Origin of the sequence: Nitrosomonas sp. sh817 (assembly GCF_030908545.1) — a bacterium.
Lineage (GTDB): Bacteria > Pseudomonadota > Gammaproteobacteria > Burkholderiales > Nitrosomonadaceae > Nitrosomonas.
The window spans coordinates 142,454-168,270 of the sequence record NZ_CP133083.1 but is presented as its reverse complement, the minus strand read 5'-3'; the positions used below and the strand labels follow the sequence as shown (position 1 = coordinate 168,270).

At 44.4% G+C, this 25,817-nt stretch carries 30 protein-coding genes; 4 read left to right on the top strand and 26 right to left on the bottom strand.

Going from position 1 to position 25,817, the window contains the following annotated elements; translation table 11 throughout:
• The first annotated feature begins 289 nt into the window (after positions 1 to 289).
• Positions 290 to 985 carry a response regulator transcription factor gene (locus RBH92_RS00895; RefSeq protein ID WP_307932864.1) on the top strand — a complete coding sequence of 232 codons (696 nt, stop codon included), beginning with the start codon at positions 290 to 292 and terminating at the stop codon, positions 983 to 985.
• Between the two features lie 66 nt (positions 986 to 1,051).
• On the opposite strand, the gene RBH92_RS00890 is transcribed toward RBH92_RS00895, so the two are convergent.
• The 7 genes from RBH92_RS00890 to RBH92_RS00860 form a co-directional block, all read right to left on the bottom strand.
• Complete coding sequence (locus RBH92_RS00890) at positions 1,052 to 1,693, bottom strand: FxDxF family PEP-CTERM protein (RefSeq protein WP_307932863.1); 642 nt, start codon at positions 1,691 to 1,693, stop codon at positions 1,052 to 1,054.
• 41 nt (positions 1,694 to 1,734) lie between these two features.
• Positions 1,735 to 2,328, bottom strand: coding sequence for a PEP-CTERM sorting domain-containing protein (locus RBH92_RS00885; protein WP_307932862.1), 594 nt, complete (start codon positions 2,326 to 2,328; stop codon positions 1,735 to 1,737).
• Between the two features lie 100 nt (positions 2,329 to 2,428).
• Entirely contained in the window at positions 2,429 to 3,100 is a 672-nt protein-coding gene (locus tag RBH92_RS00880; protein WP_307932861.1) for a hypothetical protein, read from the bottom strand.
• Between the two features lie 96 nt (positions 3,101 to 3,196).
• Complete coding sequence (locus RBH92_RS00875; protein WP_307932860.1) at positions 3,197 to 4,705, bottom strand: retron St85 family RNA-directed DNA polymerase; 1,509 nt, start codon at positions 4,703 to 4,705, stop codon at positions 3,197 to 3,199.
• On the bottom strand, positions 4,702 to 5,271 hold the full coding sequence (locus RBH92_RS00870) for a hypothetical protein (protein WP_307932859.1): 570 nt from the start codon (positions 5,269 to 5,271) through the stop codon (positions 4,702 to 4,704). Before RBH92_RS00870 ends, RBH92_RS00875 begins: the two co-directional genes overlap by 4 nt.
• 121 nt (positions 5,272 to 5,392) lie before the next feature.
• On the bottom strand, positions 5,393 to 5,773 hold the full coding sequence (locus RBH92_RS00865; protein WP_307932858.1) for a hypothetical protein: 381 nt from the start codon (positions 5,771 to 5,773) through the stop codon (positions 5,393 to 5,395).
• Between the two features lie 58 nt (positions 5,774 to 5,831).
• The gene (locus tag RBH92_RS00860; RefSeq protein ID WP_307932857.1) at positions 5,832 to 6,398 is read right to left on the bottom strand and encodes a plasmid pRiA4b ORF-3 family protein; all 567 of its coding nucleotides are present in this window, start codon (positions 6,396 to 6,398) and stop codon (positions 5,832 to 5,834) included.
• A gap of 192 nt (positions 6,399 to 6,590) precedes the next feature.
• Here RBH92_RS00860 and RBH92_RS00855 point away from each other — a divergent pair, with 192 nt between their 5' ends.
• Positions 6,591 to 7,316: an RNA methyltransferase gene (locus RBH92_RS00855; protein ID WP_307932856.1), complete on the top strand. Its 726-nt coding sequence runs from the start codon at positions 6,591 to 6,593 to the stop codon at positions 7,314 to 7,316.
• An 11-nt stretch (positions 7,317 to 7,327) separates the two neighbouring features.
• On the opposite strand, the gene argB is transcribed toward RBH92_RS00855, so the two are convergent.
• Both argB and RBH92_RS00845 read right to left on the bottom strand, forming a co-directional pair.
• Entirely contained in the window at positions 7,328 to 8,215 is an 888-nt protein-coding gene (gene argB, locus RBH92_RS00850) for an acetylglutamate kinase (RefSeq protein ID WP_307932855.1), read from the bottom strand.
• 52 nt (positions 8,216 to 8,267) lie between these two features.
• Entirely contained in the window at positions 8,268 to 8,771 is a 504-nt protein-coding gene (locus RBH92_RS00845) for a chemotaxis protein CheW (protein WP_307932854.1), read from the bottom strand.
• A gap of 99 nt (positions 8,772 to 8,870) precedes the next feature.
• Here RBH92_RS00845 and RBH92_RS00840 point away from each other — a divergent pair, with 99 nt between their 5' ends.
• Together RBH92_RS00840 and RBH92_RS00835 are read left to right on the top strand one after the other, a co-directional pair.
• Positions 8,871 to 9,446, top strand: coding sequence for a BON domain-containing protein (locus tag RBH92_RS00840; protein ID WP_307932853.1), 576 nt, complete (start codon positions 8,871 to 8,873; stop codon positions 9,444 to 9,446).
• 17 nt (positions 9,447 to 9,463) lie between these two features.
• Positions 9,464 to 10,840 (top strand): FAD-binding oxidoreductase, encoded by a 1,377-nt coding sequence (locus RBH92_RS00835; RefSeq protein ID WP_307932852.1) that lies wholly within the window; start codon positions 9,464 to 9,466, stop codon positions 10,838 to 10,840.
• A 67-nt stretch (positions 10,841 to 10,907) separates the two neighbouring features.
• On the opposite strand, the gene cyoE is transcribed toward RBH92_RS00835, so the two are convergent.
• From cyoE to atpD, 17 genes are all read right to left on the bottom strand, one after another.
• Positions 10,908 to 11,801 (bottom strand): heme o synthase, encoded by an 894-nt coding sequence (cyoE, locus tag RBH92_RS00830; protein ID WP_307932851.1) that lies wholly within the window; start codon positions 11,799 to 11,801, stop codon positions 10,908 to 10,910.
• Between the two features lie 57 nt (positions 11,802 to 11,858).
• Positions 11,859 to 12,344, bottom strand: a complete 486-nt coding sequence (locus RBH92_RS00825; RefSeq protein ID WP_307932850.1) for an SCO family protein — start codon at positions 12,342 to 12,344, stop codon at positions 11,859 to 11,861.
• 61 nt (positions 12,345 to 12,405) lie between these two features.
• Positions 12,406 to 13,134 carry an SURF1 family protein gene (locus RBH92_RS00820; protein ID WP_307932849.1) on the bottom strand — a complete coding sequence of 243 codons (729 nt, stop codon included), beginning with the start codon at positions 13,132 to 13,134 and terminating at the stop codon, positions 12,406 to 12,408.
• Between the two features lie 96 nt (positions 13,135 to 13,230).
• Positions 13,231 to 14,088 carry a cytochrome c oxidase subunit 3 gene (locus RBH92_RS00815; protein ID WP_307932848.1) on the bottom strand — a complete coding sequence of 286 codons (858 nt, stop codon included), beginning with the start codon at positions 14,086 to 14,088 and terminating at the stop codon, positions 13,231 to 13,233.
• 32 nt (positions 14,089 to 14,120) lie between these two features.
• Entirely contained in the window at positions 14,121 to 14,330 is a 210-nt protein-coding gene (locus RBH92_RS00810; RefSeq protein WP_292922034.1) for a DUF2970 domain-containing protein, read from the bottom strand.
• Between the two features lie 9 nt (positions 14,331 to 14,339).
• Entirely contained in the window at positions 14,340 to 14,885 is a 546-nt protein-coding gene (locus RBH92_RS00805; protein WP_292922571.1) for a cytochrome c oxidase assembly protein, read from the bottom strand.
• A 126-nt stretch (positions 14,886 to 15,011) separates the two neighbouring features.
• Positions 15,012 to 16,598: a cytochrome c oxidase subunit I gene (gene ctaD / locus RBH92_RS00800; RefSeq protein ID WP_292922035.1), complete on the bottom strand. Its 1,587-nt coding sequence runs from the start codon at positions 16,596 to 16,598 to the stop codon at positions 15,012 to 15,014.
• Positions 16,599 to 16,610: 12 nt separating this feature from the next.
• Positions 16,611 to 17,426: a cytochrome c oxidase subunit II gene (coxB, locus tag RBH92_RS00795; protein ID WP_307932847.1), complete on the bottom strand. Its 816-nt coding sequence runs from the start codon at positions 17,424 to 17,426 to the stop codon at positions 16,611 to 16,613.
• 647 nt (positions 17,427 to 18,073) lie between these two features.
• Positions 18,074 to 18,745: a Bax inhibitor-1/YccA family protein gene (locus tag RBH92_RS00790; RefSeq protein ID WP_307932846.1), complete on the bottom strand. Its 672-nt coding sequence runs from the start codon at positions 18,743 to 18,745 to the stop codon at positions 18,074 to 18,076.
• 116 nt (positions 18,746 to 18,861) lie between these two features.
• Complete coding sequence (locus RBH92_RS00785) at positions 18,862 to 19,299, bottom strand: hypothetical protein (protein WP_307932845.1); 438 nt, start codon at positions 19,297 to 19,299, stop codon at positions 18,862 to 18,864.
• Positions 19,300 to 19,324: 25 nt separating this feature from the next.
• Positions 19,325 to 20,371, bottom strand: a complete 1,047-nt coding sequence (gene ruvB, locus RBH92_RS00780) for a Holliday junction branch migration DNA helicase RuvB (RefSeq protein WP_307932844.1) — start codon at positions 20,369 to 20,371, stop codon at positions 19,325 to 19,327.
• Positions 20,372 to 20,395: 24 nt separating this feature from the next.
• Positions 20,396 to 20,980, bottom strand: a complete 585-nt coding sequence (gene ruvA, locus RBH92_RS00775) for a Holliday junction branch migration protein RuvA (protein ID WP_307932843.1) — start codon at positions 20,978 to 20,980, stop codon at positions 20,396 to 20,398.
• Positions 20,977 to 21,495 carry a crossover junction endodeoxyribonuclease RuvC gene (gene ruvC, locus RBH92_RS00770; RefSeq protein WP_307933985.1) on the bottom strand — a complete coding sequence of 173 codons (519 nt, stop codon included), beginning with the start codon at positions 21,493 to 21,495 and terminating at the stop codon, positions 20,977 to 20,979. The genes ruvA and ruvC overlap by 4 nt, the downstream gene beginning before the upstream one ends.
• Before the next feature lie 23 nt (positions 21,496 to 21,518).
• Positions 21,519 to 22,247: a YebC/PmpR family DNA-binding transcriptional regulator gene (locus tag RBH92_RS00765; protein ID WP_307932842.1), complete on the bottom strand. Its 729-nt coding sequence runs from the start codon at positions 22,245 to 22,247 to the stop codon at positions 21,519 to 21,521.
• Positions 22,248 to 22,495: 248 nt separating this feature from the next.
• Positions 22,496 to 23,887, bottom strand: a complete 1,392-nt coding sequence (glmU, locus tag RBH92_RS00760) for a bifunctional UDP-N-acetylglucosamine diphosphorylase/glucosamine-1-phosphate N-acetyltransferase GlmU (RefSeq protein WP_307932841.1) — start codon at positions 23,885 to 23,887, stop codon at positions 22,496 to 22,498.
• A 104-nt stretch (positions 23,888 to 23,991) separates the two neighbouring features.
• Positions 23,992 to 24,414 carry a F0F1 ATP synthase subunit epsilon gene (locus RBH92_RS00755; protein WP_292922043.1) on the bottom strand — a complete coding sequence of 141 codons (423 nt, stop codon included), beginning with the start codon at positions 24,412 to 24,414 and terminating at the stop codon, positions 23,992 to 23,994.
• Positions 24,415 to 24,429: 15 nt separating this feature from the next.
• A complete protein-coding gene (gene atpD / locus RBH92_RS00750; protein WP_307932840.1) occupies positions 24,430 to 25,809 on the bottom strand; it encodes a F0F1 ATP synthase subunit beta in 1,380 nt (459 codons plus the stop codon).
• Positions 25,810 to 25,817: the final 8 nt, after the last annotated feature.

Here is a 25,817-nt window from a genome sequence, read left to right as displayed (position 1 = left end):
GATAAGATACACGATTACTAATAAAATTCAATCATTTAATAGTGATCAATGACAAATACTCCCTAGATATCAGATAGATCATTGATTGCAACTGAATAAATTTCTATAAGCCTGCATCTATTCAGACCCTCTATATTTGCAGAGAGAGCACCTTTTAGCATTCAAGAAATATTCTGATTACCCGATTACAAAACTAAAAGTTTGTTTACCTTGCATTGAATCCAAGAAAACACCAGTTTTTACAATACATTGCTTCAAAATTTATTTGTTGTCATAAATACTGATATCTATGCGATTAGGAATACTTGAAGACGAACCCACTCAAATAGCCATCTATGAGCTACTATTTTCCCACGCGCACTACCAATGTGAGATTTTTGAATCAATAGCCGCGTTTCTTCAAGCGCTGAAAGAACAAAAATTCGATTTGCTGGTGCTGGATTGGATGCTCCCCGACGGCACAGCGGAAGAAGTACTTAAATGGATTCGCGGAAACTACAATTGGCATATTCCGATCATTTGCGTGACATCGCGCGATAGTGAAGCGGACGTTGTGCATGTTCTGCATATGGGGGCTGACGATTATTTCGTAAAATCGACCCGGCACTTTGAATTACTCGCCAGAATCGAATCACTGACACGCCGCAATCGTGAAAAACAATCATCTGTCGCTCATTTCGGACCCTATGCAATCGACTACGACAACCAAGAAATCACTGTAGCAGGAAAAAACACCGGACTGACGCAAAAAGAATTCTCACTCGCAAACTACCTTTTTCAGAATCAAAACAAACTCCTGTCGAGAATTCACTTACTCGAGAAAATCTGGGGATTGTCGGCTGAAATTGATACTCGCACAGTTGATACACATATTAGCCGTCTCCGTAACAAACTTCAGTTCACCCCGCAAAGTCAATGGGATATCGTCACCATTTACGGTTACGGCTACCGGCTGCAAAACGCCAAAGTAGCGGAATTTGCATAAACTCGCGACAACCGTAAACAAAAACGGGAGCCTAGGCTCCCGTTTCACATTAGAAAATACTTGTAACTAGGCTGTCATTGCTTTTCTTCGGCGTACTGCAAAACCAAGCAAACCAAGACCCGCCAACAGCATTGCATAGGTTTCAGGCTCCGGAACCGGCGCGGCATTAAACTCCACTTCGCTGAGGAAAACCCAAGAATTACTTCTGGTGATCGACACCACTAGATCGTTACCGCTAAACGATAAACCATCCGCTACGAAAGCAAATGGCGAGGAGCCAAGCGGATCGGTAATTGGAAAGGTTGTGCCATCTACCGTCACGCTCGCCGGCGAACTGACACCCCCCGAACCATTGGAATCATCAAAATGAAACGTCACAGAGGTGATATTCACTGGCGTATTCCAATGAAACGTGATCACCGGATCGATGGTCCAGCCGACATAAGGACCGTTGCCCACCGGCGCTTCGGTAATAAACCAGTTTTCCGTCGCGATGATGCCATCGGTCAAATCACCACGTCCGCCCGACAAAGCCGCATTGTCACAAGTTACGCAACCGCTGCCATTATAGGTTTCATCCCAGTAGTTATAACTGCCGGTATTGCCGTTCAGCATGTCGTAGCTGTCCGGCGCAACACCCGCATAAGCACTGCTTGCTGCACCGAAAAATGCCAGCATTGATAAATTTGCAATAATTTTAGTTTTCATCGATCGATCTCCATTGATACAAATGTTATGAAAGAAATATGTTATGCGTGAAGCGATCTTTTACGATTTACAACAAAACCGAGCAAACCAAGGCCCGCCAACAGCATCGCATAAGTTTCAGGTTCCGGAACGGCTGTCACAGTCGCTAAAATACTTCCCATGTTATCGCCGTTATTACTGTCGAAATAAAATAGATTCAGCGTATTCTCAAGCGCAATGCCGGTATAGGCAGTACCGATTGCGAAATAGTTACCGCCGCTTCCCCACTGCCCTACCAATGTTCCAAACGGTGCTGACAAACCGCCCAAATTCAGCAAACCAAAGTTACTACCGATCAAGGTTCCAACCGGAACACCCGGATCGTCACCATTGGTATCCGGAGCACCCGTTGCAAATAATGACCCCGTCAAGCCATCGGCATTGGACCAGCGCGGCAACGCACCTGCGCTCCATAAATCTAGCGGATCAACGGAAACCGAAAATGAATTGCCCGCGATGACCGATACCGAAGCCCCGCTACCGCCGCCGGTCGAATTTTCCAACGCTTTCACTTCAACGACAGCTGTAGCCGCTAATGCCTGTTGCATTGGCGTTGCGATTAAAACCGCAGCTAAAAATCCCATCCATTGTTTCATCTCTCCCCCCTTTATGTTCTTTCTTGATAATTTTCAAAAATACAGCAAAAAAATTTCCAAGAACATAGGAATCGCCGACTCTTTTTTTAGGACATCTGTCCTAGCCAGCAGATCCCGCATGCTGCATGATCACATCCCGCGTTCTCGCCGGTTCAAATACCACGTCAAAGCACCACTGCCCGAAACCGCCTTGCTCGTTAACCGTCTTGATCCAAACTACCATCGCTGCACGCTTCATCCTGTTGCGCTCATCGTCGACGCCTTTCACTTCCAGCACCAGCGTTTTGCCGTTATCGAGCCGGATCAAATAATCCGGCACGAAATTACGTGAAGAACCATTCCACAAATAACGGATGACAAAATCCAGATGGTCGTTCTTGGCCCACACCACCACTTGCGGGACTTTTTCGCACAAATCCGCTACTGCTTTCTCCCACGTACTGTCGTACACCACATGGCTGATCTGCGACCGCACCGTCGCCTGGCATGGCTTGGTGGTCAACCACGAGCGCATGCGGGATGTGGAACCGATCGGCTGCAATTCATCGAACACGGCTTCGAGCTTCTCGGTATTTTGCAACCGGACAAACCGGTTCACATGCCCGACCACGGTATCCATATTCAGCGCAAATAAAATCTGCTGACGCATCGGGTCTTGATGCCACACGCTGGGAATATGCAATTTGTCGCTACGGAGAAATTGCTCGACGATGCGGATCAACTGCACCGCCAAAAACTGCTTATCGCCGCCGAAACTGTCGGCGTTTTGCAAAAACAACTTTCGTGCCGCGCGGAAGATCAGGTTTTGGAAGAAAGATCTCTACAAACCATAACTACATAGATAGCTGATATTTTTCAAGAAATAATTTTATATCAGAGAACTCGAATTATTTCTTGCTACCGTTTTGAGTTTATTGATTACCATTCTATACCTCTGTAGATGTCTACTACCTTTTATTGCATTAAACGATGACAGATAGCTATAGTACCCACGTAACTCACTTATTCTTTCGATATAACTCTCTGGATTTTTATTGACTCTATGGAAAATTGCTCTGATTTTCCGTTGAAATTCACGAGGAGGTTGTATTTTTTCATTTACAACCAATCCTGTGACACGTTGGCTGGAGTGAGAAGTTGCAATTCTCGATTTATTTTCATTTAATTTTAAGCCGTAGCGTAAAAGAAGAGTTCTGCATTCAGAAATTACCGATTCTATAGCTGAACGAGAACTTCCACTTATAGTGATATCATCAGCATATCTCGAATACTCCAAGCCAGCTTCACGCGATATTTTTGTTAATGAATTATCAAATTCATACAGAAAAGCATTTGAGATGGTAGGGCTGGTTGGTGCACCTTGTGGCAACTTTCCATTAAGTGTTACCAAGTGAGCGACGACTCTCGACAGCCTTTCGCCTATTTCATTCTTTTTGAGTAGTTGAGAAACATGATCCGTTTTAATGCTTCCAAAAAAATCTTCAATATCAATATTCGCCACAAATTCCTTTCTGACATGCTTCTCTGCATTAGTAATTATTGATTTTTTAACCAGATATGCGTGGCAAGAATCATGAATTTTTAAATGATACAAAATATATGACTTAATCCAGTATTGAACTGTTTTTAGGAAAAAGCGTGGTGATGCTATTTGACGTTTCCCCCCACCTTTCTTGCTAATATCAAAAAATCTGTAATGATTTCCGGGCTTGTGAATAAACGATGTTAATAGTCGTGGAGAAATGCCAATCGCAAGCGCTAGCTGTGACAAACTCATATCTCGTTCAAGTGGAGAATCTGAGCTTGCTTCTTGAAGTAATCTAAGATTTGGAAAAGAACAATATCTGAAGCGATAAGAAGGAATGTCGGAAGTTTGAGAATCAAGGCCAACTCTAGAATTCAGTTGCTCAACGACTCGCGGCCAGTAAATTCTGGGGCTGTGACGAGTCGACGTTAGTCGCGAAGGCGCAGAGCCAGAATTTACTGGCCGCGTGCCTTCTTGTAAAATTGTGCTACTTTCTGAAGATGGCGAATCGCCATCCAAATCTTGTTTCGCTACTTCCGACCTTTTAAGGCTAGCATCATATAACTCTCTGAGCAAGGTAAGCCTGGCTTTATCGCGAAGTTTTCGTAATTTCCAATCCATTCTTGGATTTGCCATTGAGGTCAAAGAAAAAAGACGATATTCCTTATTTAATATAATTACATAACGCAATCTTAACCACTCAGAGAATATCTGATTAAGCATTTCTTCATCTGGCCATTGCTTAATATCGGGATAAATTAGACGGAGAAATTCGATAACTTCAAAAGGTGTCGCAGGTTGGATTACTCCCAATCCGTAGAACAAAAGTTGATTGTTAAATTTGACGCTCATGAGCTTTCTTTTTTTCCTTTAGGATCTGTAAACCAAACATTCCGCCTTGTTCGAAGGCGACCTATTATTGGCTGTGTATCAAAATTAGAAAAATTCCCATGTATCAATTTTCCAAAGTTTTCTATTGCTTTTGCTGGCCCTTCATTTAGGTAAGAAAAATCATTCTTATATTTTTCATCTAAAATCAATATAAAATCTGTGTGGCGTGCATTTTCCCTTACATGATGATACGAGAATAATCCAAGCTCACAAAACGACCCAACACTTGATGCTATCAAAAGTACTGAATTACTGTAATTACTGATAAATTCCAACTCATTTTCATGCGCCATTCCTGCGTAGCGCGTCCTAAGATCTTCAAGTCCATCATCCTCTCCTAATACAACCTCAAAATCCTCTCCTTCAAGTTCAGTCTTAAGTCGTAATCTCAATTTGGCTGCATCATCTTCGTCAGCTCTATCCAATGTCGGTCCACAAAGAAAAACAATATATTTTTTCTTTTCAAATGCCTTTTCAAGATCTTTCCCAAATTGCTTTATAGAATCTTTAATTTCTTTCTTTTCCATTTTTTTAAGGTATAGAGCTATGAATCAGAGATTTGTTGTTATTCATAGAATCACTCTCATATACAAGCACATAATTACATTATTAGCATCCAAACTGCCTCTTAAGAATTCATCCACTTACTTAAATTACACCGGACGCGAGTGCCTCGTCGATCAGGTTTTCAATGGGGATGCGCTGGCTGTCGAATTGCAGCGCCGGGTCGATATGCGGATCGTATTGCCACACGGTTTTGCCTTCCACGCCGTCGGAATGCGTGTCGACCATGCCGACATGCGGATTGTTGGTGCGTTTGTCGCCGTGGCGGTAGCTGAGCACTTCGGCGGCTTGCTGGCCGGTGGTTGCACGCCCGGTTACGGTTTTTGCCGCCGGTGCCTTCTTCGCAGCCGGTGTGCTTGGTGATGACAACTGCGGTTCAAGACCGAATTCATTATCCGGCAGTATTTCCTGCCGTGATTCCCGGTTGCCGCTAGGAGGGTTGGTTTTGTTATCGTTTGTTGTCATCGCGGGATTCTTTGTCAAAGAAACATTGATTCAAGTGCCGGCCTGGTGTTATCACGCATCAGTTTTGCAGCAAATTATTCGCTTCCGCCAAATCAAAATGCTCGGGGTCGAACGATTCGCCGAGCCATTCCAATATCTCGGCATGTTCCGGATGATCGGGATCGGCAATCGCTTCGAGGAACATCTCATACCCTGGCGTTCCGCCGACATCTTCCGGTGGACAGGCGCGACTTCCCTTGAGGCACGCCGATAATTTGGTTTTGGTATCAAACGGCAGGATTTTTTCCAGCACGATGTCATGATCCCAGCCGTCGCCGAAGTCGTAGGTATAACGCAGTTTGTCTTTCTCCTGTTTCAACACCTGATCGATGCGGAATTTGGATTCATCGTGAATATCCGACGGAAAATCTTCGTCCGGCACACCGTAGCATTCTTTACCTTTCACAAACTCATGCAAATGCGAATCGGTCCAGCCCATCACGATTTGCACCACAAGATGCAAGTCCGCCAGGCTGTCGGTGCTGGCAATCAGGAACCGGCGCCATACCGGCGGGCGGATGCCGTTCAATGTAACCTTGAATTGATAAATTGAACGCAAAGATTTGGTTGTTGCTGGTTTCGCCATTAATAACTCCAAAATAAGTAATCGTATAACCGCTTCTTCAGAATACCGCGCAAATGCATGGCTGCTGCCCACCGGGTCATTAGTCGCATTATAACTTTGAATGATCAATCTGACCTCGCGGACGTCATGTACCGGATTCCTTCCTCTGTTAAAATCACCCGCTTTGTTTCTCGACACTCACCTGCTTGTATTATGAATAGCCCTTGCCCGCTCGACCATATCCGCATTGTACTCAGCCATACCAGCCATCCCGGTAACATCGGCGCGGCGGCGCGGGCGATGAAAACGATGGGACTCAGCTCGCTGTATTTGATTAATCCGGAGTCGTTTCCGGATAGAGAAGCGGATGCCCGCGCGGTCAGAGCGCGCGATATTCTGGAAAAAATTAAGGTATGCGCCGAGCTGGATGAGGCATTGGATAATACCGTGCTGAGTGCTGCGATCACCGCGCGGTCACGCGATCTTTCGCCCGATGTGTTTGATGCGCGGCAGGGCGCGCGGGAATTATTGCGTTACGCACGGCATCAACCGGTTGCTTTGCTGTTTGGCGCGGAAACCTCCGGGCTGACGACCGCGGAGGTCAGTAAGTGCCAGATGATTATCCATATTCCCGCAAATCCGGAATTCACGTCGCTGAACCTGGCCAGCGCGGTGCAAGTTATGGCGTATGAGCTGCGCATGGCGCTGCTGGAAAATGACGCACCTGCCGCCCCGGTTGAATCACCGGCCAATTTTAATGATCTGGAATTATTCTATGCGCATCTGGAGCAGGCGATGATTGCCAGCGATTACCTAGTTCCGGAGAGACCCAAATTGCTGATGCAGCGTATCCGCCGCCTGTTCTCAAAGGCGCGGCTGGAGAAAGAGGAAGTGCAAATTCTGCGCGGGATTTTAACGGCACTGGGTAAGCGCTGGTAACACCGGTGCTGTCAATTTTCCTTGATCAGGGTACCGACCCCTTGATCGGTCAAAATTTCCAGCAACAGGGCGTGTTCGACTCGCCCGTCGATGATATGGCACGACTTGACGCCTTTCTTGACCGCATCCAAAGCCGAACCAATCTTCGGCAGCATGCCGCCAGAAATCGTGCCGTCGGCAAACAGTTCGTCGACGCGTTGCGCAGTCAGACCGGTCAATAGTTTGCCGTCCTTGTCCATGACACCGGGAATGTTCGACAGCAAAATCAATTTTTCCGCTTGCAGAATTTCCGCCAGCTTGCCGGCGACCAGGTCGGCGTTGATGTTGTAGGCTTCGCCTTCGCTGCCGACGCCAATCGGCGCAATCACCGGAATGAAGTCTTGAGTATCAAGTAATGCGATCAGCGCCGGATCGATCGATTCGATCTCGCCGACTTGGCCGATGTTGATCCACTTGCCCGCGGTTTCGCGATCCGGCATCAACATTTTTTTGGCGCGGATAAACGCGCCGTCTTTGCCGGTTAGCCCGACCGCCTTGCCGCCGTGGCGATTGATCAGATTGACGATGTCCTTGTTGACCGAGCCGCCCAGCACCATTTCGACGACATTCATGGTTTCCGCATCGGTGACGCGCATGCCTTGAATGAATTCGCCCTGCTTGCCGACGCGCTTGAGCATGTCGTCGATCTGCGGCCCGCCGCCATGCACCACCACCGGGTTCATACCGACCAGTTTCAGCAGCACGACATCGCGCGCGAATCCGTGCTTGAGGTTTTCTTCCACCATGGCGTTGCCGCCGTATTTGATGACGATGGTTTTACCGTGAAAACGTTGAATGTAAGGCAATGCCTCCGCCAGAATCTTGGCTTTTTCTTTTGCAGCGATCGAAGATATCGACATAATTTAAAGTTGTAATTTTGATGTTAGCGGGTTGTAAAAAAATGCGTGTCATTCACCGGGCAATCTGCAGAAATTTATCGTCACGAATCAACGCATATAAACTGAGCGCTTTCCAGATCCGCCCTTCGGCATCTTGATAGTGCGCCCGGATCCCGGCGGGTAGTTTCTTTTTGGGCGATTTGACTTGAGTGAATTCCGATAGCTTGCGGATTCCGAGCATACTATGCACGGCAAAGCCGCCATAAACTTTGTTGTCGGTGAATGACAACAACACCCGCGATTTCAAATTGAACGGCACCGGTTTATCGCCGAGATACACACCCAGGTCGGTAATACCGTAAAGGTTGCCGCGCACGTTGGCCAATCCAAGAAACCAGGGCTGCGTCAACGGAACATGCGCAAGCTTCGGCATGACGATGACTTCGCTGACTTCCGTCATCGGAATCAAATAGCGTTCTTCTCCCGCTGTCACACCGATGACCGCTGATTCATCGGCGTACGTATCGGCACTGTGTTCTTGTCCGCTTTGCGCGGCATCCGTTTCTTTTGCGCTCATGATGTTTAATCGCAGATAACGCCGCCAATTGTTTATTCGTGATCGCGTTATTTTACTGTATTATCGCCCTTGAATTTTGAATTCTATGGAGTCCTGCAAATGAAATCTCTCAATAGGAATGGGTTGTTACTGCTACTCTGCCTGCCATTACTGTCGGGCTGCCCGATGTATTCTCTGAGCACTGCACCCGGTTCGGGTTCGTATATTGCTGAAGACCGCAGAACCAGCGGCATTTTCATTGAGGATGAAGGCATTGAGCTTAAAAGCGCACGGCGTATCCATCAACAATTCAGCGATAGCGTGCATGTCAATGTTACCAGTTATAACCGCGTGGTTCTGTTAACCGGAGAGGCATCGTCGGAAGAACTCAAGCAAAACATCGAACGCGTAGTCATGGGCGTCGATAACGTGCGGCGCATTCACAACGAAATCGCCGTCGCTTCGATGACATCGCTGGCTTCGCGCAGTAACGACGTATTGCTGACATCCAAAGTAAAAGCGCGGTTTCTTGCCGAGCGGAAATTTCATGTTAGCCATGTAAAAATCGTGTCTGAAAATAGCGTTGTATATTTGATGGGTATCGTGAAGCGTCAAGAAGCCGATCATGCCGCAAAAATTGCCAGCTCCACTTCCGGCGTGCGTAAGGTGGTGAAAGTATTCGAATATATGGATTAACTTGCGCTGTTTTTGCGATGTTGCCTGCGGAACTGATCACGCAAATAGGGCAAATCTTCCCGCCTGAGCGGTTCTATACCGATCCGGTGGATTGTTACGCGTACGCCTACGACAACAGCCGCAAGATTTTTCCGCCGGATGCGGTGCTGTTTCCAACCTCAGCCGATGAAATCCGGCAAATTCTAGGGTTGTGCAACCAATTCCAGGTGCCATTAATTCCTCGCGGCAGAGGAACAGGCACGGCGGGCGGCAGCTTGCCTGAATTCGGCGGCATCGCATTGTCGTTGGAACGCATGACCCGAATATTAGTGGTTGATCCTGCAAATCGCGTCATCGTCGCGCAGCCTGGCGCCTTGAATCAATCGGTTCAAGACGCTGCCAAACCGCACGGTTTTTTTTGGCCGCCGGACCCATCGAGTGCGGCTTTCTCCACCATCGGCGGCAATATTGCGACGGGAGCCGGTGGCCCGCATGCTGTTAAATATGGCACCACGCGCGAGCATGTCTTGGGTTTAAAAGCGATCACTGGCGCTGGGGAGGTTATTACAACCGGGTGTTATACCACCAAAGGAGTGGTCGGTTATGATCTCACTCGCTTATTGATAGGCTCCGAAGGCACGCTGGCGGTGATCACGGAAGCCACGTTGAAATTAACCGCATTGCCTAATGCCGTTACCGGCATTACCGCGCATTATCGCGATCTTTCCAGTTGCACTGCTGCGATTGTTAAAATTATGACCCTGCCGCAATTGCCCAGCGCTCTTGAGTTTCTCGATGCCGGATCGCTTAATTTGATTCGTGGCCGTTACCCCGACATGCTTCCGGCTGATACACATGCAATGCTGATGATCGAAGTCGATGGTTCTGGTCGTGATATGGCTGAATCGGTCGCGGCCATCTTAGCTGCCTGTCAATCTGAGCATTTAATTTTTGCAGGAGAGGTCGACAACATAGCGGCGCTGTGGAAAGCTCGTAAAGCCCTGTCACCATTACTCCGCGAAATCGCCCCGAAGAAAATCAATGAAGATGTCGTGGTGCCGGTTGATACTTTGCCGCAATTCTTGGCAGGATTAACGCAATTAAGCAATCAGTACCGATTGCACAATGTTAATTTCGGCCATGCTGGCAATGGCAATATCCATGTTAATTTGCTAATCAACCCGGATAACCCAGAAGAAGTGGCGCGCGCTGAACAGTGCTTGGATGAAGTTTTCAACTTGGTGATTAATCTACGCGGAACCTTGTCAGGTGAACATGGGGTCGGCAGTGAAAAGCGCGCTTTTGTGACCAAGGAAATTGATGCATCGACGCTGAATCTGATGCGTGCTATCAAACGGGTGTTTGACCCCAATAATATTCTTAATCCGGGAAAATTGTTTCCTGCTACGGACTGAATTTAAATCACGCCTCGAAATAAAAAAGCGCCTGCAGGCGCTTTTTTAATTAATGAATCAGTTCGTTTTAGAAATGGAAATAATGATCAACAAGCAAAGCAACGAACAGCAATGCCAAGTACAGAATTGAATAGCGAAAAGCTTCACGCGCTAATTTATCGCTGTAATTGCGATAAATTTCGATGGCATAGTATAGGAAAATGCTATTCAGTATCAAGGTGCTCCCTAAATAAATCAAGCCGCTCATTTGAGTAACGTATGGAAGAATCGTTACGGCGCACAGAATGAATGTGTAGAGCAATACATGCAATTTGGTAAATTGATCGCCGTGCGTTACTGGCAACATCGGCATACCGATAGAAGCGTATTCGTTTTTACGATACAACGCCAGCGCCCAAAAATGAGGCGGCGTCCATGCAAAGATAATCAAGAATAACAATAAAGCATCGCTTGCAATCTCACCGGTAACCGCGGTCCAGCCCAACACCGGAGGCATCGCGCCAGATGCGCCACCAATTACGATATTTTGTGGCGTCAGTGGTTTTAAAATCACGGTATAGATAATCGCATATCCGACAAACGTTCCTAACGTCAGCCACATAGTCAGTTCATTGACCCAGTAATACAAAATGAACAAGCCCAAACCACCTACGATTGACAGAAAAAATAATGTTTCCGGAACGCTGACTTTTCCTTGCGGTAGCGGTCTTCCTTTTGTTCTCGCCATTACTACATCCAACTTGTGCTCGACCAGACAGTTTAATGCGGCGGCGGCACCGGCTACCAAAGCAATACCTGTCGTTGCCAGTATTAGGGTATCTAATGGTACTGCCCCGGGTACTGCCAAAAACATGCCAATTACGGCAGTGAAAACAATCAGCGATACCACGCGGGGCTTGGTCAATCGATAGAATTGATTAATTCGCGATGCCGTCTCTTGCCATGTCAAACTGGAAGCCATTTTTTTGATCTCCTTATTCAGACTACTAATGTTTTAATTACTATATTTTAATCGGTCTTAATGCTCTATTTGCGATACGTGAAGCAAGCGTTTCAAGTCATGCCCCATTTTGGTACCGTCGACATTCTCAGGAAAGCGCATCATCAAATTGCCTATTGGATCAACCAAGTAGATGTGCTTTGTTTGCGATTCCTTGGTTTCAATTAATTCGAGTAACTCGCTATCTTTAGCGCTAACAAAATATGTTCCTTCATATTCTTTTAATAATTCCTCACTGAGTTTAGTGTCATCGTTTATTAACCAAAGCCGTTCTATCCGGTGCTTTTCTTTGCCCTGCACCATTCTGACTTGTCTCATGAGGTATAGTTTTTTCTTACACGCTTCATCGCATTGCTCAGCGGAATCTATCGTGACTAATATCCACTTTCCATGTAAATCTTTAATCCGAAATATGGTATTGTCTATTTGATTTGTGCCTTTACCGGTCAGTTTAACGATCGGTATTAAATCACCATAATTTTTGCTCTCAGGCCGATATTCCATAAAATACAGCACATATGAAATAAAAACTGGTGAGCACATCAGAATCAACAGAAGAATAAATTTACGTCTGTTGCTTTTCTTTATTTCTGCGTTTGACATTCAATACTATAAAAATAATTATTGTGGTAGCTGCGAGTGAAAACCACTGCACCGCATAGCCTATATTTTTTGTTGCACCTGATTCAGGTTTATGCCAATCCTTTATCAACCCATCGTCTTCTTTACTTTTCTGTAAAATCAACAGGGGTTGCAGCGTAAGATCCAATGCTTGTTGATATTTTTCCAGTGACAAGCTGTTCCAAACCTGTTTATCAGCTTGCTTATCTGATAATTCAAATGTTTTGATATTTGGCGAAACAACGGTTCCAGCTATGCGCACCTCGCCTTTGATATCTTTAACTGGAGGTAATACCGATCTATCGTAGCCTGTCGCCACCCACCCTCTATTTACTGCCACATGAAGAGAGCTGTTAGCAATTCTCAGCGGGGTAATGATGTGATAACCCGCTCTTCCTTGATAAGTTTTATTGTCAAGGTAAATTGTCTTTTCATTAACAAATTCACCTTGTACTTCAACATCCCGATATTCAAAATCAGCTAACTTTACGAGTGTTGAAGGTAACAAGACTGCAGGTTGCTTTGCAAATTGTTCAAGCTGGTCATATTGTGATTGCTTTTCGTCCGCTCTCGATAATTGCCACAATCCGAGATTCGAAAAAACGGCAATCGCAACTAAGGTTAAAATGACAGACCATAACCTAGGTTCAAACTGGTACCCCAGAATATTCATTCATCAATGCTACCGTAAAAACAGATTCCAGCTTTTTCACCATTTCATGCAATCAGTGCAAAAGCTGGAATCATTATGCAAAGCTGAAGTAATTCGTCACATCAGATAGACGAATACGAACAATCCCAGCCATACAACGTCAACAAAGTGCCAATACCAAGCCACCCCTTCAAACCCGAAATGATGCTCAGGCGTAAAATGGCCAGACGCACAACGGAAATAGATAACGATCAACATAATCGTTCCAATTGTCACGTGAAAACCATGGAAACCTGTCAACATGAAGAATGTTGCGCCGTACGCACCAGTCGTTAATTTCAGATTTAAATCTTGATATGCATGAACGTATTCGTATGCTTGACAAGCAATGAACGTTGCGCCTAAAGCGATCGTTGCCAACATCCAGAGTTTTATGCCATCTCGTCTGTTTTCTTTCAATCTCCAATGTGCGATTGTCAATGTCACACCGGATGTTAACAGTAACATCGTGTTAAATGCTGGCAATCCCCATGCACCCATTGGCGTGAATGGATCATAATCACCAGGTCCAGTTGTTGGCCATTTACCATCATACGCTGACCAAAAGCTGTTTCCCAAAACGGTGCTTTCTTCTGCTAACCATGGTATCGAGAGATTGCGCATGTAAAATAATGCACCAAAAAAAGCACAGAAGAACATTACCTCTGTAAAAATAAACCAGCTCATCCCCCAACGGAAGGATTTATCAACTTGCTCTCCGTATTTTCCGCCTTCACTTTCTCTTGCAACGGTTCCAAACCATCCGAACAGCATATAGATCAGTATTGAAAATCCAATTGCTAACAGCCAGTAGCCCGTTTCTATTTTATTCATGGTCAATGCAGCACCAGATCCCATGAACAAAATTGCTGTCGATCCGATGATCGGATATGACGATGGAGCTGGGACATAATAGTGTCCTGATTCTTGACTCATTCTTCTCTCCTCTTACTTATGATTTTTAATTTCTAACTTACAACCAATCTGACAATCAGCATTACACCAAATACAAACAGTATTGCGCCAATGATTCCACCTATAATGACTTGAGCCGGTGTTAACGTTGCTGCATCATGCTCAAGATCGCTTTTTTTTCGAATCCCCATGAACGCAAACAACACGGCTTTTGCAATTTGCACGATACTTGCTTTTGCCGGCTTGTTCGTTTGCTCGTTCAAAATACTTCCTTATTTTTTAATAACATTCACACCTTCTGGCAACTCAAAGAAAGTGTACGAAATCGTAACAGTATTAATATCATCAGGGAGTCCTGGATCGATTACAAACTGCACTGGCATCTGTCTTGTTTCATTTGGCTTAAGCACTTGTTTAGTAAAACAGAAACATTCAAATTTTTTTAAATATTTCTCCAGATAACGAGGACTATAGCTGGGTATCGCTTGTCCAGCTATTTCGCGATCTGAATTATTTGTAATTTCGTACATCACATTTATCGGCTCACCGGGATGGATTCGAGCACTAGTTTGCAAAGGTTTGAAACTCCAAGGTAATCCCCTTGTATTGGCATCAAACTCAATCGCTAACCATCGGCTTTCATCCACCCAGTTATCCTTGCTGAGTACATCCGGTTTTAACAGATTATTAATACCGGTAACTTCACAAAACTTTTCATAGAACGGCACCAAGGCATAGCCAAATGCGAACATAATCAATGTGAAAATCAACAACTTTTTCAGCATCAACACATTTGCTTTTGTACTAGTAGTTGTCATTCCCATTGTTTGATAATTACCGTTAAATATAACGCAAGCACTGTGATCAACAGAAACACCGCTGTTTTAAGTTTCTTACGCTTTAAATCTGTTTCCTGTGACATACGAGTTCCTATCTGCTTTTATTTACTTAACAATAGGTGGCTTTTCAAAGCTATGGTAAGGCGCAGGTGTTGGCAAATGCGTCCATTCCAAAGTTGTTGCACCATCCCATGGCATTTGAGGCGCTTTTTCACCACTACGAATACAATTGATCATAATGTAGAGGAAAAGAAGCTGAGTTAATCCAAACCCAAATGCACCGATACTTGAAATCATATTGAAATCAGCAAATTGCAGATTATAGTCAGGAATTCTGCGTGGCATACCCGCTAACCCCAAGAAATGCTGCACAAAGAATGTCAAATTAAAGAAGAACATTGACAACCAGAAATGCCATTTACCAAGAGTTTCGTTGTACATACGGCCTGTCCATTTCGGTATCCAGTAGTAAGCACCCGCAAACAATGCAAACAAAGAACCAGAAACCAGAACATAGTGGAAGTGCGCAATAACGTAATACGTATCTTGTACTTGAATATCAATCGGTACAATTGCACAAATCACACCGCTGAAACCGCCGATTACGAACAAGAAAATAAAACCGATAGAAAACAGCATTGGCGTCTCAAAAGACATCGAGCCGCGCCACATCGTAGCTGTCCAGTTAAACACTTTCACACCTGTTGGCACGGCAATCAACATGGTTGCGTACATAAAGAACAACTGACCAACTGTCGGCATACCTGCAGTAAACATGTGATGCGCCCAAACAACACACGACAGAATCGCGATTGATGCTGTTGCATAAACCATCGATGAATATCCAAACAATGGTTTACGTGAGAATGTTGGAATCACTTCAGACACAATACCGAAAGAAGGCAGAATCATGATATACACTTCCGGGTGTCCAAAGAACCAAAATATGTGTTGAAACATTACCGGATCACCACCGCCCGCTGCATTGAAGAAGCTTGTTCCAAAATGACGATCGGTTAACAACATGGTTACAACACCTGCTAGAACTGGCATTACGAGCACCAGCAAATACGCAGTAATCAACCATGTCCAAACAAACATTGGCATTTTCATTAACGTCATGCCAGGCGCACGCATGTTCAGAATGGTTGTGATGATGTTGATCGAACCCATGATTGATGATGCACCCAAGATATGCACTGAGAAAATCATCAGATCAACACCCAAACCACCTTGCGTTGACAGCGGCGGATAGAATGTCCAACCACCTGCTGCCGCACCACCGGGAACAAAGAATGAGCTCACCAATAACGTTGCAGCTACAGGTAATAACCAAAAACTCCAGTTATTCATCCGCGCAAACGCCATATCTGGCGCACCGATCATCAGCGGCACTTGCCAGTTAGCAAAACCAACAAATGCAGGCATGATGGCGCCAAACACCATTATCAAACCATGCAGCGTTGTAAATTGATTAAACAACTCCGGCTCAAGAATCTGAATACCGGGCTGAAATAGCTCGGCACGGATTCCCATCGCCAAGGTTCCACCGACCAAAAACATTGCAAAACTGAACCACAAATACATCGTTCCGATGTCTTTATGATTAGTTGTTGTAATCCAGCGCATAATCCCGCTTGGATGATGGTCATCATGCTCGTGACCGTGTGCGTCACCATGTACTGCTGCCATATTTATCTCCTTTTACTTATTTTCTACATGCATTGATGTTTTAACCGCAGATGATTGAGCTGCAACCCACTTGCTATACTCACCCGCTTCCATCACTTCCACCACAATCGGCATATATCCATGATCTTTGCCGCACAACTCCGCACATTGCCCACGATAAATACCTGGTTTGTCTGCAGTGAACCAAGTATCACGTATAAAACCAGGGATCGCATCTTGCTTAATGCCCAGCGCAGGAACCCACCACGCATGGAGCACATCATTTGCCGTTAAAATAACCCGCACTTTTTTACCGACAGGCACAACTACATGGTTATCCACTTCCAGCAGGTAATTTTCCCCTTTCGGTGCTTTGTTTTCAATTTGCGCGCGAGGCGTAGTCAATTTGCTAAAGAAACTAATGCCCTCTCCTTCACCTTGCAAATAATCATAACCCCACATCCACTGATATCCAGTTGCCTTGATGGTTATATCAGGACTTGAAGTATCTTTCATGGCGATGACGGTTTTTGTCGCCGGCCACGCCATTACGACAAGAATAAGACAAGGTATTACCGTCCAAACAATCTCAACGGCAGTACTATGATGAAAATTTGCTGCTTTATAACCAAGAGACTTACGGTGTTTGAGCACTGAATAAAACATAACACCAAAAACACCAATAAAAATAACCAAACATATCCACATAAGCCAGATATGCATATCATAAATATCTTTCGCTATGACACTCTGGGGCTCGGGCAAATTATACTTGGACCCTACCGCCATACTTGAGTACAAAGCGAGAGCGGATACCCCCGCCAGGGTTGCTGCTGATTTACTTCTCATATTTCCCCCCCACATGATTACTAATTTTACAGATTTCAGGTACGACTTATAACGCTACAACCTGAACGCTTATCCTGTTCAGCCATCTCACGGAAGTCATACGCCAGAATCCTGTTTCGTTAAAACCACACCATGATTGACGATAATTTCATTTCCTTGGCCGAATTTCCTTTTTATCCGCAACTTAGATTTTATTAGTTATAGAACACTTCTACATGCTAATTAATCGAAGGGAAATTCTAGCATGCCGCAGTTACTCAAACAAGGGAAAATCATGATTTTTATAGCAATATTCCCATGTTTATAAAATGGTATTGTCATAAATGAATTTGAAAGACCGGTTATTATTCTGATTCCAACTCCATAAATATCCGATTCAAACCAACTTAATTAATAGCAGGATAAACAAAATTACCGCGGAAATCGGAATTATGAAACTCATCCAGTCAGATGATGATCCCTTTGGGCTATTTTTTATCATCTGACGCGCTGACGGAAGAAGAATAACGATAAAGGCTATTAACGCCAGAGCCGAAACAATCTGCATCCAATCCATTTTAATTCACCTCGTCAAACTATTTGTTAACGGGAAAAAACAAAACCCCGGTCAAACCGGGGTTTTGTTTGATGACAACTTAAACTAATCATTAATCATCATTATTCATAATGCCTAAAATTTGTAGCAAGCTAATGAAGATATTGAAAATTGTCATGTATAAACCGATCGTAGCCAATACATAATTGGTTTCACCGCCGTGTATGATGCGACTTGTATCGTAAAGAATAAAACCGCTCATTATCATGATCACCACAGCCGATATCATCAACGACATTGCCGGTATTTGAAGAAAAATATTGGCTAACGCCGCTAAAAGTACCAACAAAAAACCTACCATCAAAAAACCGCCTAAAAAGCTGAAATCTTTTTTGGTAGCTAACGCATAAGCAGACAAGCCCGTGAAAATAACACCTGTACCACCTAACGATAAAGTGATGATATTGCCACCATTCGGTAATGAAGCATACATGGTCAGCACCGGCCCCAAGCCAAATCCTAGAAGACCTGTAATCAGGAAAACAATGCCGATTCCAAATGATGAATTAGCAAAGCGCGGCAATACAAACATCGCAATGATCATACCGCCGATAACTGAAATCAAATATGTCATGGGTGGCATTTTCAGCGCCATTGACACCGCAGCAGTGAAGCCACTAAACAGCAGAGTCATAGCCAACAACATATAGGTATTACGTAATACTTTATTGATAGCTAGTGCCGATGATGGGCTTTGTGCTACTGATGAAAAATTTTGGTTCATTTTGAAATAGCCTCCATATAAAAAAACATGCTAATCTAGCGGCAAATAAGACTACTATATCTCTGATATAGTTCAAGTCATAATATCATGGATTTTGTTGTCATTTATTTCATTGACTACTTTTCTGCTTTTGCCAAAGCAAAACTATAGACAAGGAAGTATCCCCCTCGTTCGACTAAAGTGATATTCAAACTCACCGGTCCAGAATCAAAAGTTGCATCACCGGAATAATTAATGCGTTTTTCACCAATCAACGAAAATGCACTCATCGTTCTGGAAAAATTAAGCTCATCCAAAGAATGAAGTCGACCAAAACTTCGATAGTGCTCCATCAATTTATCAAATTCTTCATCGTTGATGGTTTGCTTGGTTTCTGGGGCCAGATGATGTAAAAAAACCGGTTTTTCCCAGCTGGAGATTTCAATAAGAATCTGCTTGATGGCGGGTTCGGCACTTTTACTGTAATAATCTTTCTCACGGCTGGTATAAAAAAACAACATGATAGCCATGGTTAATAATACGGCGACTACAAAACGCAGTGTATGAACTTGCATAGACTAATGACTCACTGTTGAGAGGTTATTGACGATCGCTTTCGCAAAGATTACCGGCAGCCTCAGCGGTTGGAACCATGAAACCAAAATGCTGAAATGCTGCTGCTGTCGCTACACGACCTCTCGATGTACGTTTCAAAAACCCCAACTGAATCAGATAGGGTTCCAATACATCTTCAATCGTATCTCGTTCCTCTCCGATAGCTGCGGCAAGATTATCTACTCCCACGGGGCCACCTTCGAATTTCTCTAAAACTGCCAGCAGAAGTTTCCGATCCATCACGTCCAGTCCAATCGCATCGACATCCAACATTCTTAAGGCTGCATCTGCCAACTCACGAGAAATTTGTCCATCCGCTTTAACTTCCACATAATCGCGAACCCTGCGTAACAAGCGATTTACGATTCGCGGCGTCCCGCGAGAGCGTCGCGCGATCTCAAATGCACCGTCGGTTGAAATTTTGACATTCATCAGCCCAGCTGATCGCATAACAATCTTGCAAAGTTCTTCGGCAGTATAAAATTCCAATCGAGATACAATCCCAAATCGGTCTCGAAGCGGGTTTGTAAGCATCCCCGCCCGGGTCGTAGCCCCCACCAGCGTGAAAGATGGCAGATCCAGCTTAACGGATCGTGCCGCAGGCCCTTCGCCTATCATGATATCCAATTGATAGTCTTCCAGCGCTGGATAAAGAATTTCCTCCACCATTGGCGAAAGGCGATGAATTTCATCAATAAACAATACATCGTTAGGTTCGAGATTAGTCAACAAAGCCGCCAGATCGCCAGGGCGCTCCAAAACCGGACCAGATGTTTGCCGTAAGTTAACCCCCATCTCTTTCGAGATAATATGTGCAAGTGTGGTTTTGCCGAGTCCTGGCGGACCAAACAGCAATACATGATCGAGTGCTTCATGGCGTTTTTTTGCAGCATCGATAAAGATCTGCAACTGTTCTCGAATTTTTTCTTGCCCGATATATTCTTGCAGTTGCTTTGGACGAAGCGCACGTTCAAGCACTTCTTCATGCGAGGACGAGGGCAGGGCGGTAATTAGCCGATCAACTTCAATCATATCTAAATCCCCGTAGAATAAATGCTACCTTTCCTTTGAGAGTAATTGCAGTGCCTGACGAATCCCATCGGTTAATGATATTTCCGGTGAAATTTGATTGACGGCCCAATTTGCTTCTCGATCATTGTAACCCAGTGATAACAATGCATTCAGCATATCACTACCATTCCTTGATGCTGACTGCGCGGCACCAACCCCGATCACCTTGGAATCAAGTTTATCGCGTAATTCCAGTAATAGTCGTTCAGCAGTTTTTTTTCCTATCCCTGGAATTTTTGTTAAGCACGCGCTATCTTGAGCGCCAACAGCTTGATAGAAATCCTGCACGCTTAATCCGGATAGCAGAGCGAGTGCGGTTCTAGCCCCAATACCGGATACTTTTATCAATTGCCGGAAAACTTGCCGTTCCGGCTCCGTTGCAAAACCAAATAATAAATGCATATCCTCACGGATCGACAAATGTGTATAAAGCGTTACCTCCATCCCATTCGCGGGCAGATCATAATAAGTACTCATTGGAACATCAATCTCATAGCCAATACCATGCACGTCCAACAGCACCTGCGGCGGACGTTTCTCAATCAATATTCCTGTCAGCCGTCCTATCAAACTAACCGCCCCCGCTTCATGCGAAACCCTGCCGTTGAAATCTTACCTAAACCCAGTCCTCCATGCGCATGACATACCGCACAAGCCAACGCATCAGCCGCATCGGAACTCGGGTGGGCCGGAAGATTCAGTAACCGCACTATCATTTGCTGCACCTGGTCTTTGCTTGCATGCCCTTTCCCAACAACTGCTTGTTTGATTTGTAAGGCAGTATATTCGGCTACCTTTAAATTATTCGCCACAGCCGCACAAATAGCTGCGCCACGCGCTTGTCCCAGCAAAAGCGTAGACTTAGGATTTATATTGACAAAGACTTGCTCGATAGCGACGTGATCGGGTTGATACTGTTCAATCACATCACGGACATTTTCTAATATTTCTTTTAATCTCGACGGTAGATCACCTTCCGATGTTTTAACACTTCCGCTACAAACATAAGTCAATTGACCGCCATTTTTCTCGATCACTCCAAAACCGGTGATACGCAAACCTGGATCTATACCGAGAATACGAATTTTTTCACCTATCGTAAAGACAATTAATCCTGATTAATCATTGCAGTAGTATAAACATCCTGAACATCGTCAAGATTCTCTAATGCATCCAAAAGCTTTTGCATTTTTACTGCATCGTCACCGGTTAACACCACTTCGGTACTTGGCTTCATTGTCACTTCGGCGTGTTCGGCTTTGAATCCCGTTTTCTCCAGCGCTTGTTTCACATTGATAAAATCATAAGGCGCAGTAATAACTTCTATACTGCCGTCATCATTGCTAATCACATCTTCAGCACCACCATCGAGTGCTGCGTCAATGAGCTGCTCTTCATTGGTTCCTGGAGCAAAAATTAGTTGGCCGCAATGTTTGAAAAGAAAACTAACCGAACCATCGGTCCCTAGATTGCCACTGTATTTGGTAAAAGCATGGCGAACATCGGCAACCGTACGGACACGATTATCCGTCATGCAATCGACCATTACTGCAGCACCGCCGATGCCATAACCTTCATACCGGATCTCTTCGTAATCGACCCCTTCAAGTGCTCCGCTGCCACGTTTAATCGCTCGCTCGATATTATCTTTGGGCATATTCTGATCATAGGCTTTATCAACCGCCAACCGCAACCGAGGATTGCTTTCGGGATCAGCACCGCCCATTCTTGCAGCCACCGTTATCTCCTTGATAAGCCGGGTAAACACTTTGCCGCGTTTGGCATCTTGCGCTGCTTTCTTGTGTTTGATGTTAGCCCATTTACTATGACCAGCCATTACTTAGTTTCCTTATATTATTGATTGCGCAATCACATTGCACTCAGATATGAATATTCTCATTTATTGTTTAAGTATTTGATTACAAGCATTATCCAATCTGACGCGATGCGCAGATTCAAATAATCAGCATTTTGATTAGCAGTCGATCCCTATTATCAAATTTTAGGAAGCGTTTTATCTACTTTTTTTGTCATCTTACCCATAAATAAAAACACTGTATATTTGAATACTTCGGGCACTATGCATTATTTATTTTTTTCGGGACGCTTCCAGTTCGAGATACTGACTTGCTTTGACCTCGACAACGTTAGCTGATTTTCCGGTGTTTCTTTGGTAATTGTAGACCCGGCACCGATTGTTGAACCCCTTGCAATCTTTACCGGTGCAATTAGCTGTGTATCAGAACCAATAAATACATCGTCTTCAATTACTGTGCGATATTTGTTAACACCATCGTAGTTACAAGTTATTGTTCCAGCACCAATATTAACATTTTGACCGACCGTTGAGTCTCCAATATAACTTAGATGATTGGCTTTGCTCAATCGTCCAATTTGACTATTTTTTACTTCAACAAAATTCCCTATATGCACTTGGCTATCCAGTTTTGACCCTGGGCGAATTCTCGCGTATGGGCCAATTTTGCATGCTTCTCCAATCTCTGCATCTTCGATCAAACAAAAAGGTTGAATAATTGCGCCAGCAGCGATCTTGACATTCCTTAAAACACAGTGCGCACCAACCTGAACCGAATCTCCAAGAATCACGGAGCCTTCAAAAATACAATTAATATCAATTGAAACATCTGAACCGCATTGTAGCTCTCCACGAATATCAATTCGCGCTGGATCCAGCAGCCTCGCTCCCTTTTCCATTAAATTGAATGCATAATTCGTCTGATAAATGCGTTCAAGCTCAACGAGTTGCGATTTGCTGTTAACCCCCAAAACCTCCCATTTTTTCTCAGCTTCGAACGATTTAATTTCGAGTCCAGCTTTAACCGCCAAATCTATAATGTCTGTCAGATAATATTCTTGCTGCAAATTATTATTTTTTAGCTGCGGAAGCCAAGAATGCAAAAGAGTATTCGGTACCAGCATAATGCCTGTATTTATCTCATTAATATCTTGCTGTTCCTGTGTAGCATCTTTTTGTTCAACGATCGCCGTGATTTTTGAAGTAACCGGATCTCGAACAATTCTTCCGTAACCGAATGGGTCAGCAAATTTAGCTGTAAGGATCGTCAAATACTCGCTCGCTGATACATGAATCAACTTATGCAAAGTATCTTGGCTAATCAAAGGAACATCGCCATACAACACTAATGTAATCCCATCCACATCCAAATGAGGTAATGCTTGTAGCAGCGCATGCCCAGTACCTAGTTGCTGAGCTTGATTAACCCAAGTGATTTCTGCAGCTGTTAACGACTGTTTGACCTGTGCGGCGCCGTGACCGATGACAATACAAATTTTTTCTGGTTTTAGCGACTGCGCTGTGTCAACAACATGCCGAATCAAAGAACGACCAGCAACTTCGTGCAAAACTTTTGGCAACGCCGAGTGCATTCGTTTTCCCGCACCAGCTGCAAGTACGACGACATAAATTTTTGTAGCAGTCTCTAGCAGCTTGCTCATCGCCATTGTTACATTTAAAAGAAATGTATCTATTCTATAATCACACGCAAATGATAGAAACAAAAAAGGCGACTTAAGTCGCCTTTTTTGTTAAAAAAATATTCTTAATGCCTGCGTTTTCTTAACTTGTCGATTGCCGCTAACTGTGCCATAGCTTCTATCAATTCCGCCTGTGCTTTAGCATAATCCAACTCAGATTCCCGATTCTTCATCGCTTCTTCAGCTGCTCGTTTCGCTTCGATCGCTTTAGCTTCATCCAGATCGTGGCTTCTAACCGCTGTATCTGCAAGAATAGTTACTACATCAGGTTGAACTTCGAGCACACCTCCAGAAACATACACCAATTCTTCATCTTTTAACTGTGCTTTGATACGAACCATGCCTGAGTTTATTCTTGTCAATAGTGGCGTATGCCGCGGATAAATACCCACTTCGCCCATTTGAGCAGGTGCCACCAGAAATTCCACTGGTCCGGAATAAATTGATTCCTCGGCGCTTACGATATCCAGATGAAATACAGTTCCCATTACATCACTCGAAAATTATTGAAGTGTTTTAGCTTTCTCGACTGCTTCTTCGATACTGCCAACCATATAAAAAGCTTGTTCAGGTAAATCATCGTATTCACCTTCCACAATGCCTTTAAAACCTTTAATCGTATCTTTCAATGATACATATTTGCCTGGTGATCCAGTAAATACTTCCGCAACGTTAAACGGCTGCGATAAGAAGCGTTGAATTTTCCGTGCTCTACTAACCGCTAGCTTATCTTCGGCAGACAACTCATCCATGCCCAAAATCGCGATGATATCGCGTAATTCTTTATAGCGTTGCAAAGTTTGCTGTACAGACCGTGCGGTATTGTAATGTTCTTCTCCGACCACTTGGGGATCTAATTGCCGAGACGTCGAATCAAGCGGATCAACCGCAGGATAAATACCTAATGAAGCAATATCCCGTGATAACACCACCGTTGCATCCAAGTGACCAAAAGTCGTTGCGGGTGATGGATCCGTCAAATCGTCTGCTGGCACATATACCGCTTGTATCGAGGTGATCGAGCCAGTTTTGGTTGATGTAATCCGTTCTTGTAAACGCCCCATCTCTTCCGCCAAAGTCGGTTGATATCCTACGGCTGAAGGCATACGTCCCAACAAAGCCGATACTTCTGTTCCCGCCAGGGTATAGCGATAGATATTATCGACGAAAAACAATACATCCCGGCCTTCATCGCGAAATGCTTCAGCCATCGTTAATCCGGTTAAAGCTACACGCAAGCGATTGCCAGGCGGTTCATTCATTTGACCGTAAACCAATGCAACTTTATCAAGAACTTTTGACTCTCTCATTTCATGATAAAAATCATTACCCTCGCGAGTGCGCTCTCCAACACCTGCAAATACCGAATAACCACTATGCTCAATCGCAATATTGCGGATTAATTCCATCATATTGACGGTTTTACCAACGCCGGCACCGCCAAATAAACCAACTTTACCACCTTTAGCAAACGGACAGATCAAATCGATCACCTTGATACCGGTTTCTAATAGTTCGGTAGAGGCGGCGAGTTCATCAAATGCTGGCGCTTCCCGATGTATTGACATTTGTTGATCAGCACCGATATCACCCATCTCGTCGATAGGGCGCCCCAAAACATCCATGATACGTCCAAGTGTCTTAGCACCCACTGGTACTGAAATTTGTTTACCAGAATTCTTAACTATCATCCCACGACGCAAACCATCGGAAGAACCGAGTGCGATTGTTCTTACCACTCCATCACCTAACTGCTGTTGCACTTCTAGTGTAAGTTCTGATCCTTCCATTATCAATGCATCGTAGACTTTCGGAAGAGATTCCCGCGGAAACTCCACATCAATTACCGCACCAATGCACTGTACAATTTTTCCTTGGCTCATTGTTGTTC

Excerpts from the sequence above, each read along its gene's own strand:
- RBH92_RS00870 (WP_307932859.1), bottom strand. The coding sequence starts at position 5,271 with ATGGAAAAGAAAGAAATTAAAGATTCTATAAAGCAATTTGGGAAAGAT.
- RBH92_RS00835 (WP_307932852.1), top strand. The coding sequence starts at position 9,464 with ATGTTGCCTGCGGAACTGATCACGCAAATAGGGCAAATCTTCCCGCCT.
- coxB (WP_307932847.1), bottom strand. The coding sequence starts at position 17,426 with ATGAGAAGTAAATCAGCAGCAACCCTGGCGGGGGTATCCGCTCTCGCT.
- RBH92_RS00885 (WP_307932862.1), bottom strand. The coding sequence starts at position 2,328 with ATGAAACAATGGATGGGATTTTTAGCTGCGGTTTTAATCGCAACGCCA.
- cyoE (WP_307932851.1), bottom strand. The coding sequence starts at position 11,801 with ATGGCTTCCAGTTTGACATGGCAAGAGACGGCATCGCGAATTAATCAA.
- atpD (WP_307932840.1), bottom strand. The coding sequence starts at position 25,809 with ATGAGCCAAGGAAAAATTGTACAGTGCATTGGTGCGGTAATTGATGTG.
- argB (WP_307932855.1), bottom strand. The coding sequence starts at position 8,215 with ATGTCGATATCTTCGATCGCTGCAAAAGAAAAAGCCAAGATTCTGGCG.
- glmU (WP_307932841.1), bottom strand. The coding sequence starts at position 23,887 with ATGAGCAAGCTGCTAGAGACTGCTACAAAAATTTATGTCGTCGTACTT.
- RBH92_RS00855 (WP_307932856.1), top strand. The coding sequence starts at position 6,591 with ATGAATAGCCCTTGCCCGCTCGACCATATCCGCATTGTACTCAGCCAT.
- ctaD (WP_292922035.1), bottom strand. The coding sequence starts at position 16,598 with ATGGCAGCAGTACATGGTGACGCACACGGTCACGAGCATGATGACCAT.
- RBH92_RS00865 (WP_307932858.1), bottom strand. The coding sequence starts at position 5,773 with ATGACAACAAACGATAACAAAACCAACCCTCCTAGCGGCAACCGGGAA.
- ruvB (WP_307932844.1), bottom strand. The coding sequence starts at position 20,371 with ATGATTGAAGTTGATCGGCTAATTACCGCCCTGCCCTCGTCCTCGCAT.
- RBH92_RS00890 (WP_307932863.1), bottom strand. The coding sequence starts at position 1,693 with ATGAAAACTAAAATTATTGCAAATTTATCAATGCTGGCATTTTTCGGT.
- RBH92_RS00815 (WP_307932848.1), bottom strand. The coding sequence starts at position 14,088 with ATGAGTCAAGAATCAGGACACTATTATGTCCCAGCTCCATCGTCATAT.
- RBH92_RS00845 (WP_307932854.1), bottom strand. The coding sequence starts at position 8,771 with ATGAGCGCAAAAGAAACGGATGCCGCGCAAAGCGGACAAGAACACAGT.
- RBH92_RS00790 (WP_307932846.1), bottom strand. The coding sequence starts at position 18,745 with ATGAACCAAAATTTTTCATCAGTAGCACAAAGCCCATCATCGGCACTA.
- RBH92_RS00860 (WP_307932857.1), bottom strand. The coding sequence starts at position 6,398 with ATGGCGAAACCAGCAACAACCAAATCTTTGCGTTCAATTTATCAATTC.
- RBH92_RS00765 (WP_307932842.1), bottom strand. The coding sequence starts at position 22,247 with ATGGCTGGTCATAGTAAATGGGCTAACATCAAACACAAGAAAGCAGCG.
- RBH92_RS00805 (WP_292922571.1), bottom strand. The coding sequence starts at position 14,885 with ATGACAACTACTAGTACAAAAGCAAATGTGTTGATGCTGAAAAAGTTG.
- RBH92_RS00820 (WP_307932849.1), bottom strand. The coding sequence starts at position 13,134 with ATGAATATTCTGGGGTACCAGTTTGAACCTAGGTTATGGTCTGTCATT.
- RBH92_RS00895 (WP_307932864.1), top strand. The coding sequence starts at position 290 with ATGCGATTAGGAATACTTGAAGACGAACCCACTCAAATAGCCATCTAT.
- RBH92_RS00755 (WP_292922043.1), bottom strand. The coding sequence starts at position 24,414 with ATGGGAACTGTATTTCATCTGGATATCGTAAGCGCCGAGGAATCAATT.
- RBH92_RS00825 (WP_307932850.1), bottom strand. The coding sequence starts at position 12,344 with ATGGAATATCGGCCTGAGAGCAAAAATTATGGTGATTTAATACCGATC.
- RBH92_RS00875 (WP_307932860.1), bottom strand. The coding sequence starts at position 4,705 with ATGAGCGTCAAATTTAACAATCAACTTTTGTTCTACGGATTGGGAGTA.
- RBH92_RS00785 (WP_307932845.1), bottom strand. The coding sequence starts at position 19,299 with ATGCAAGTTCATACACTGCGTTTTGTAGTCGCCGTATTATTAACCATG.
- RBH92_RS00840 (WP_307932853.1), top strand. The coding sequence starts at position 8,871 with ATGAAATCTCTCAATAGGAATGGGTTGTTACTGCTACTCTGCCTGCCA.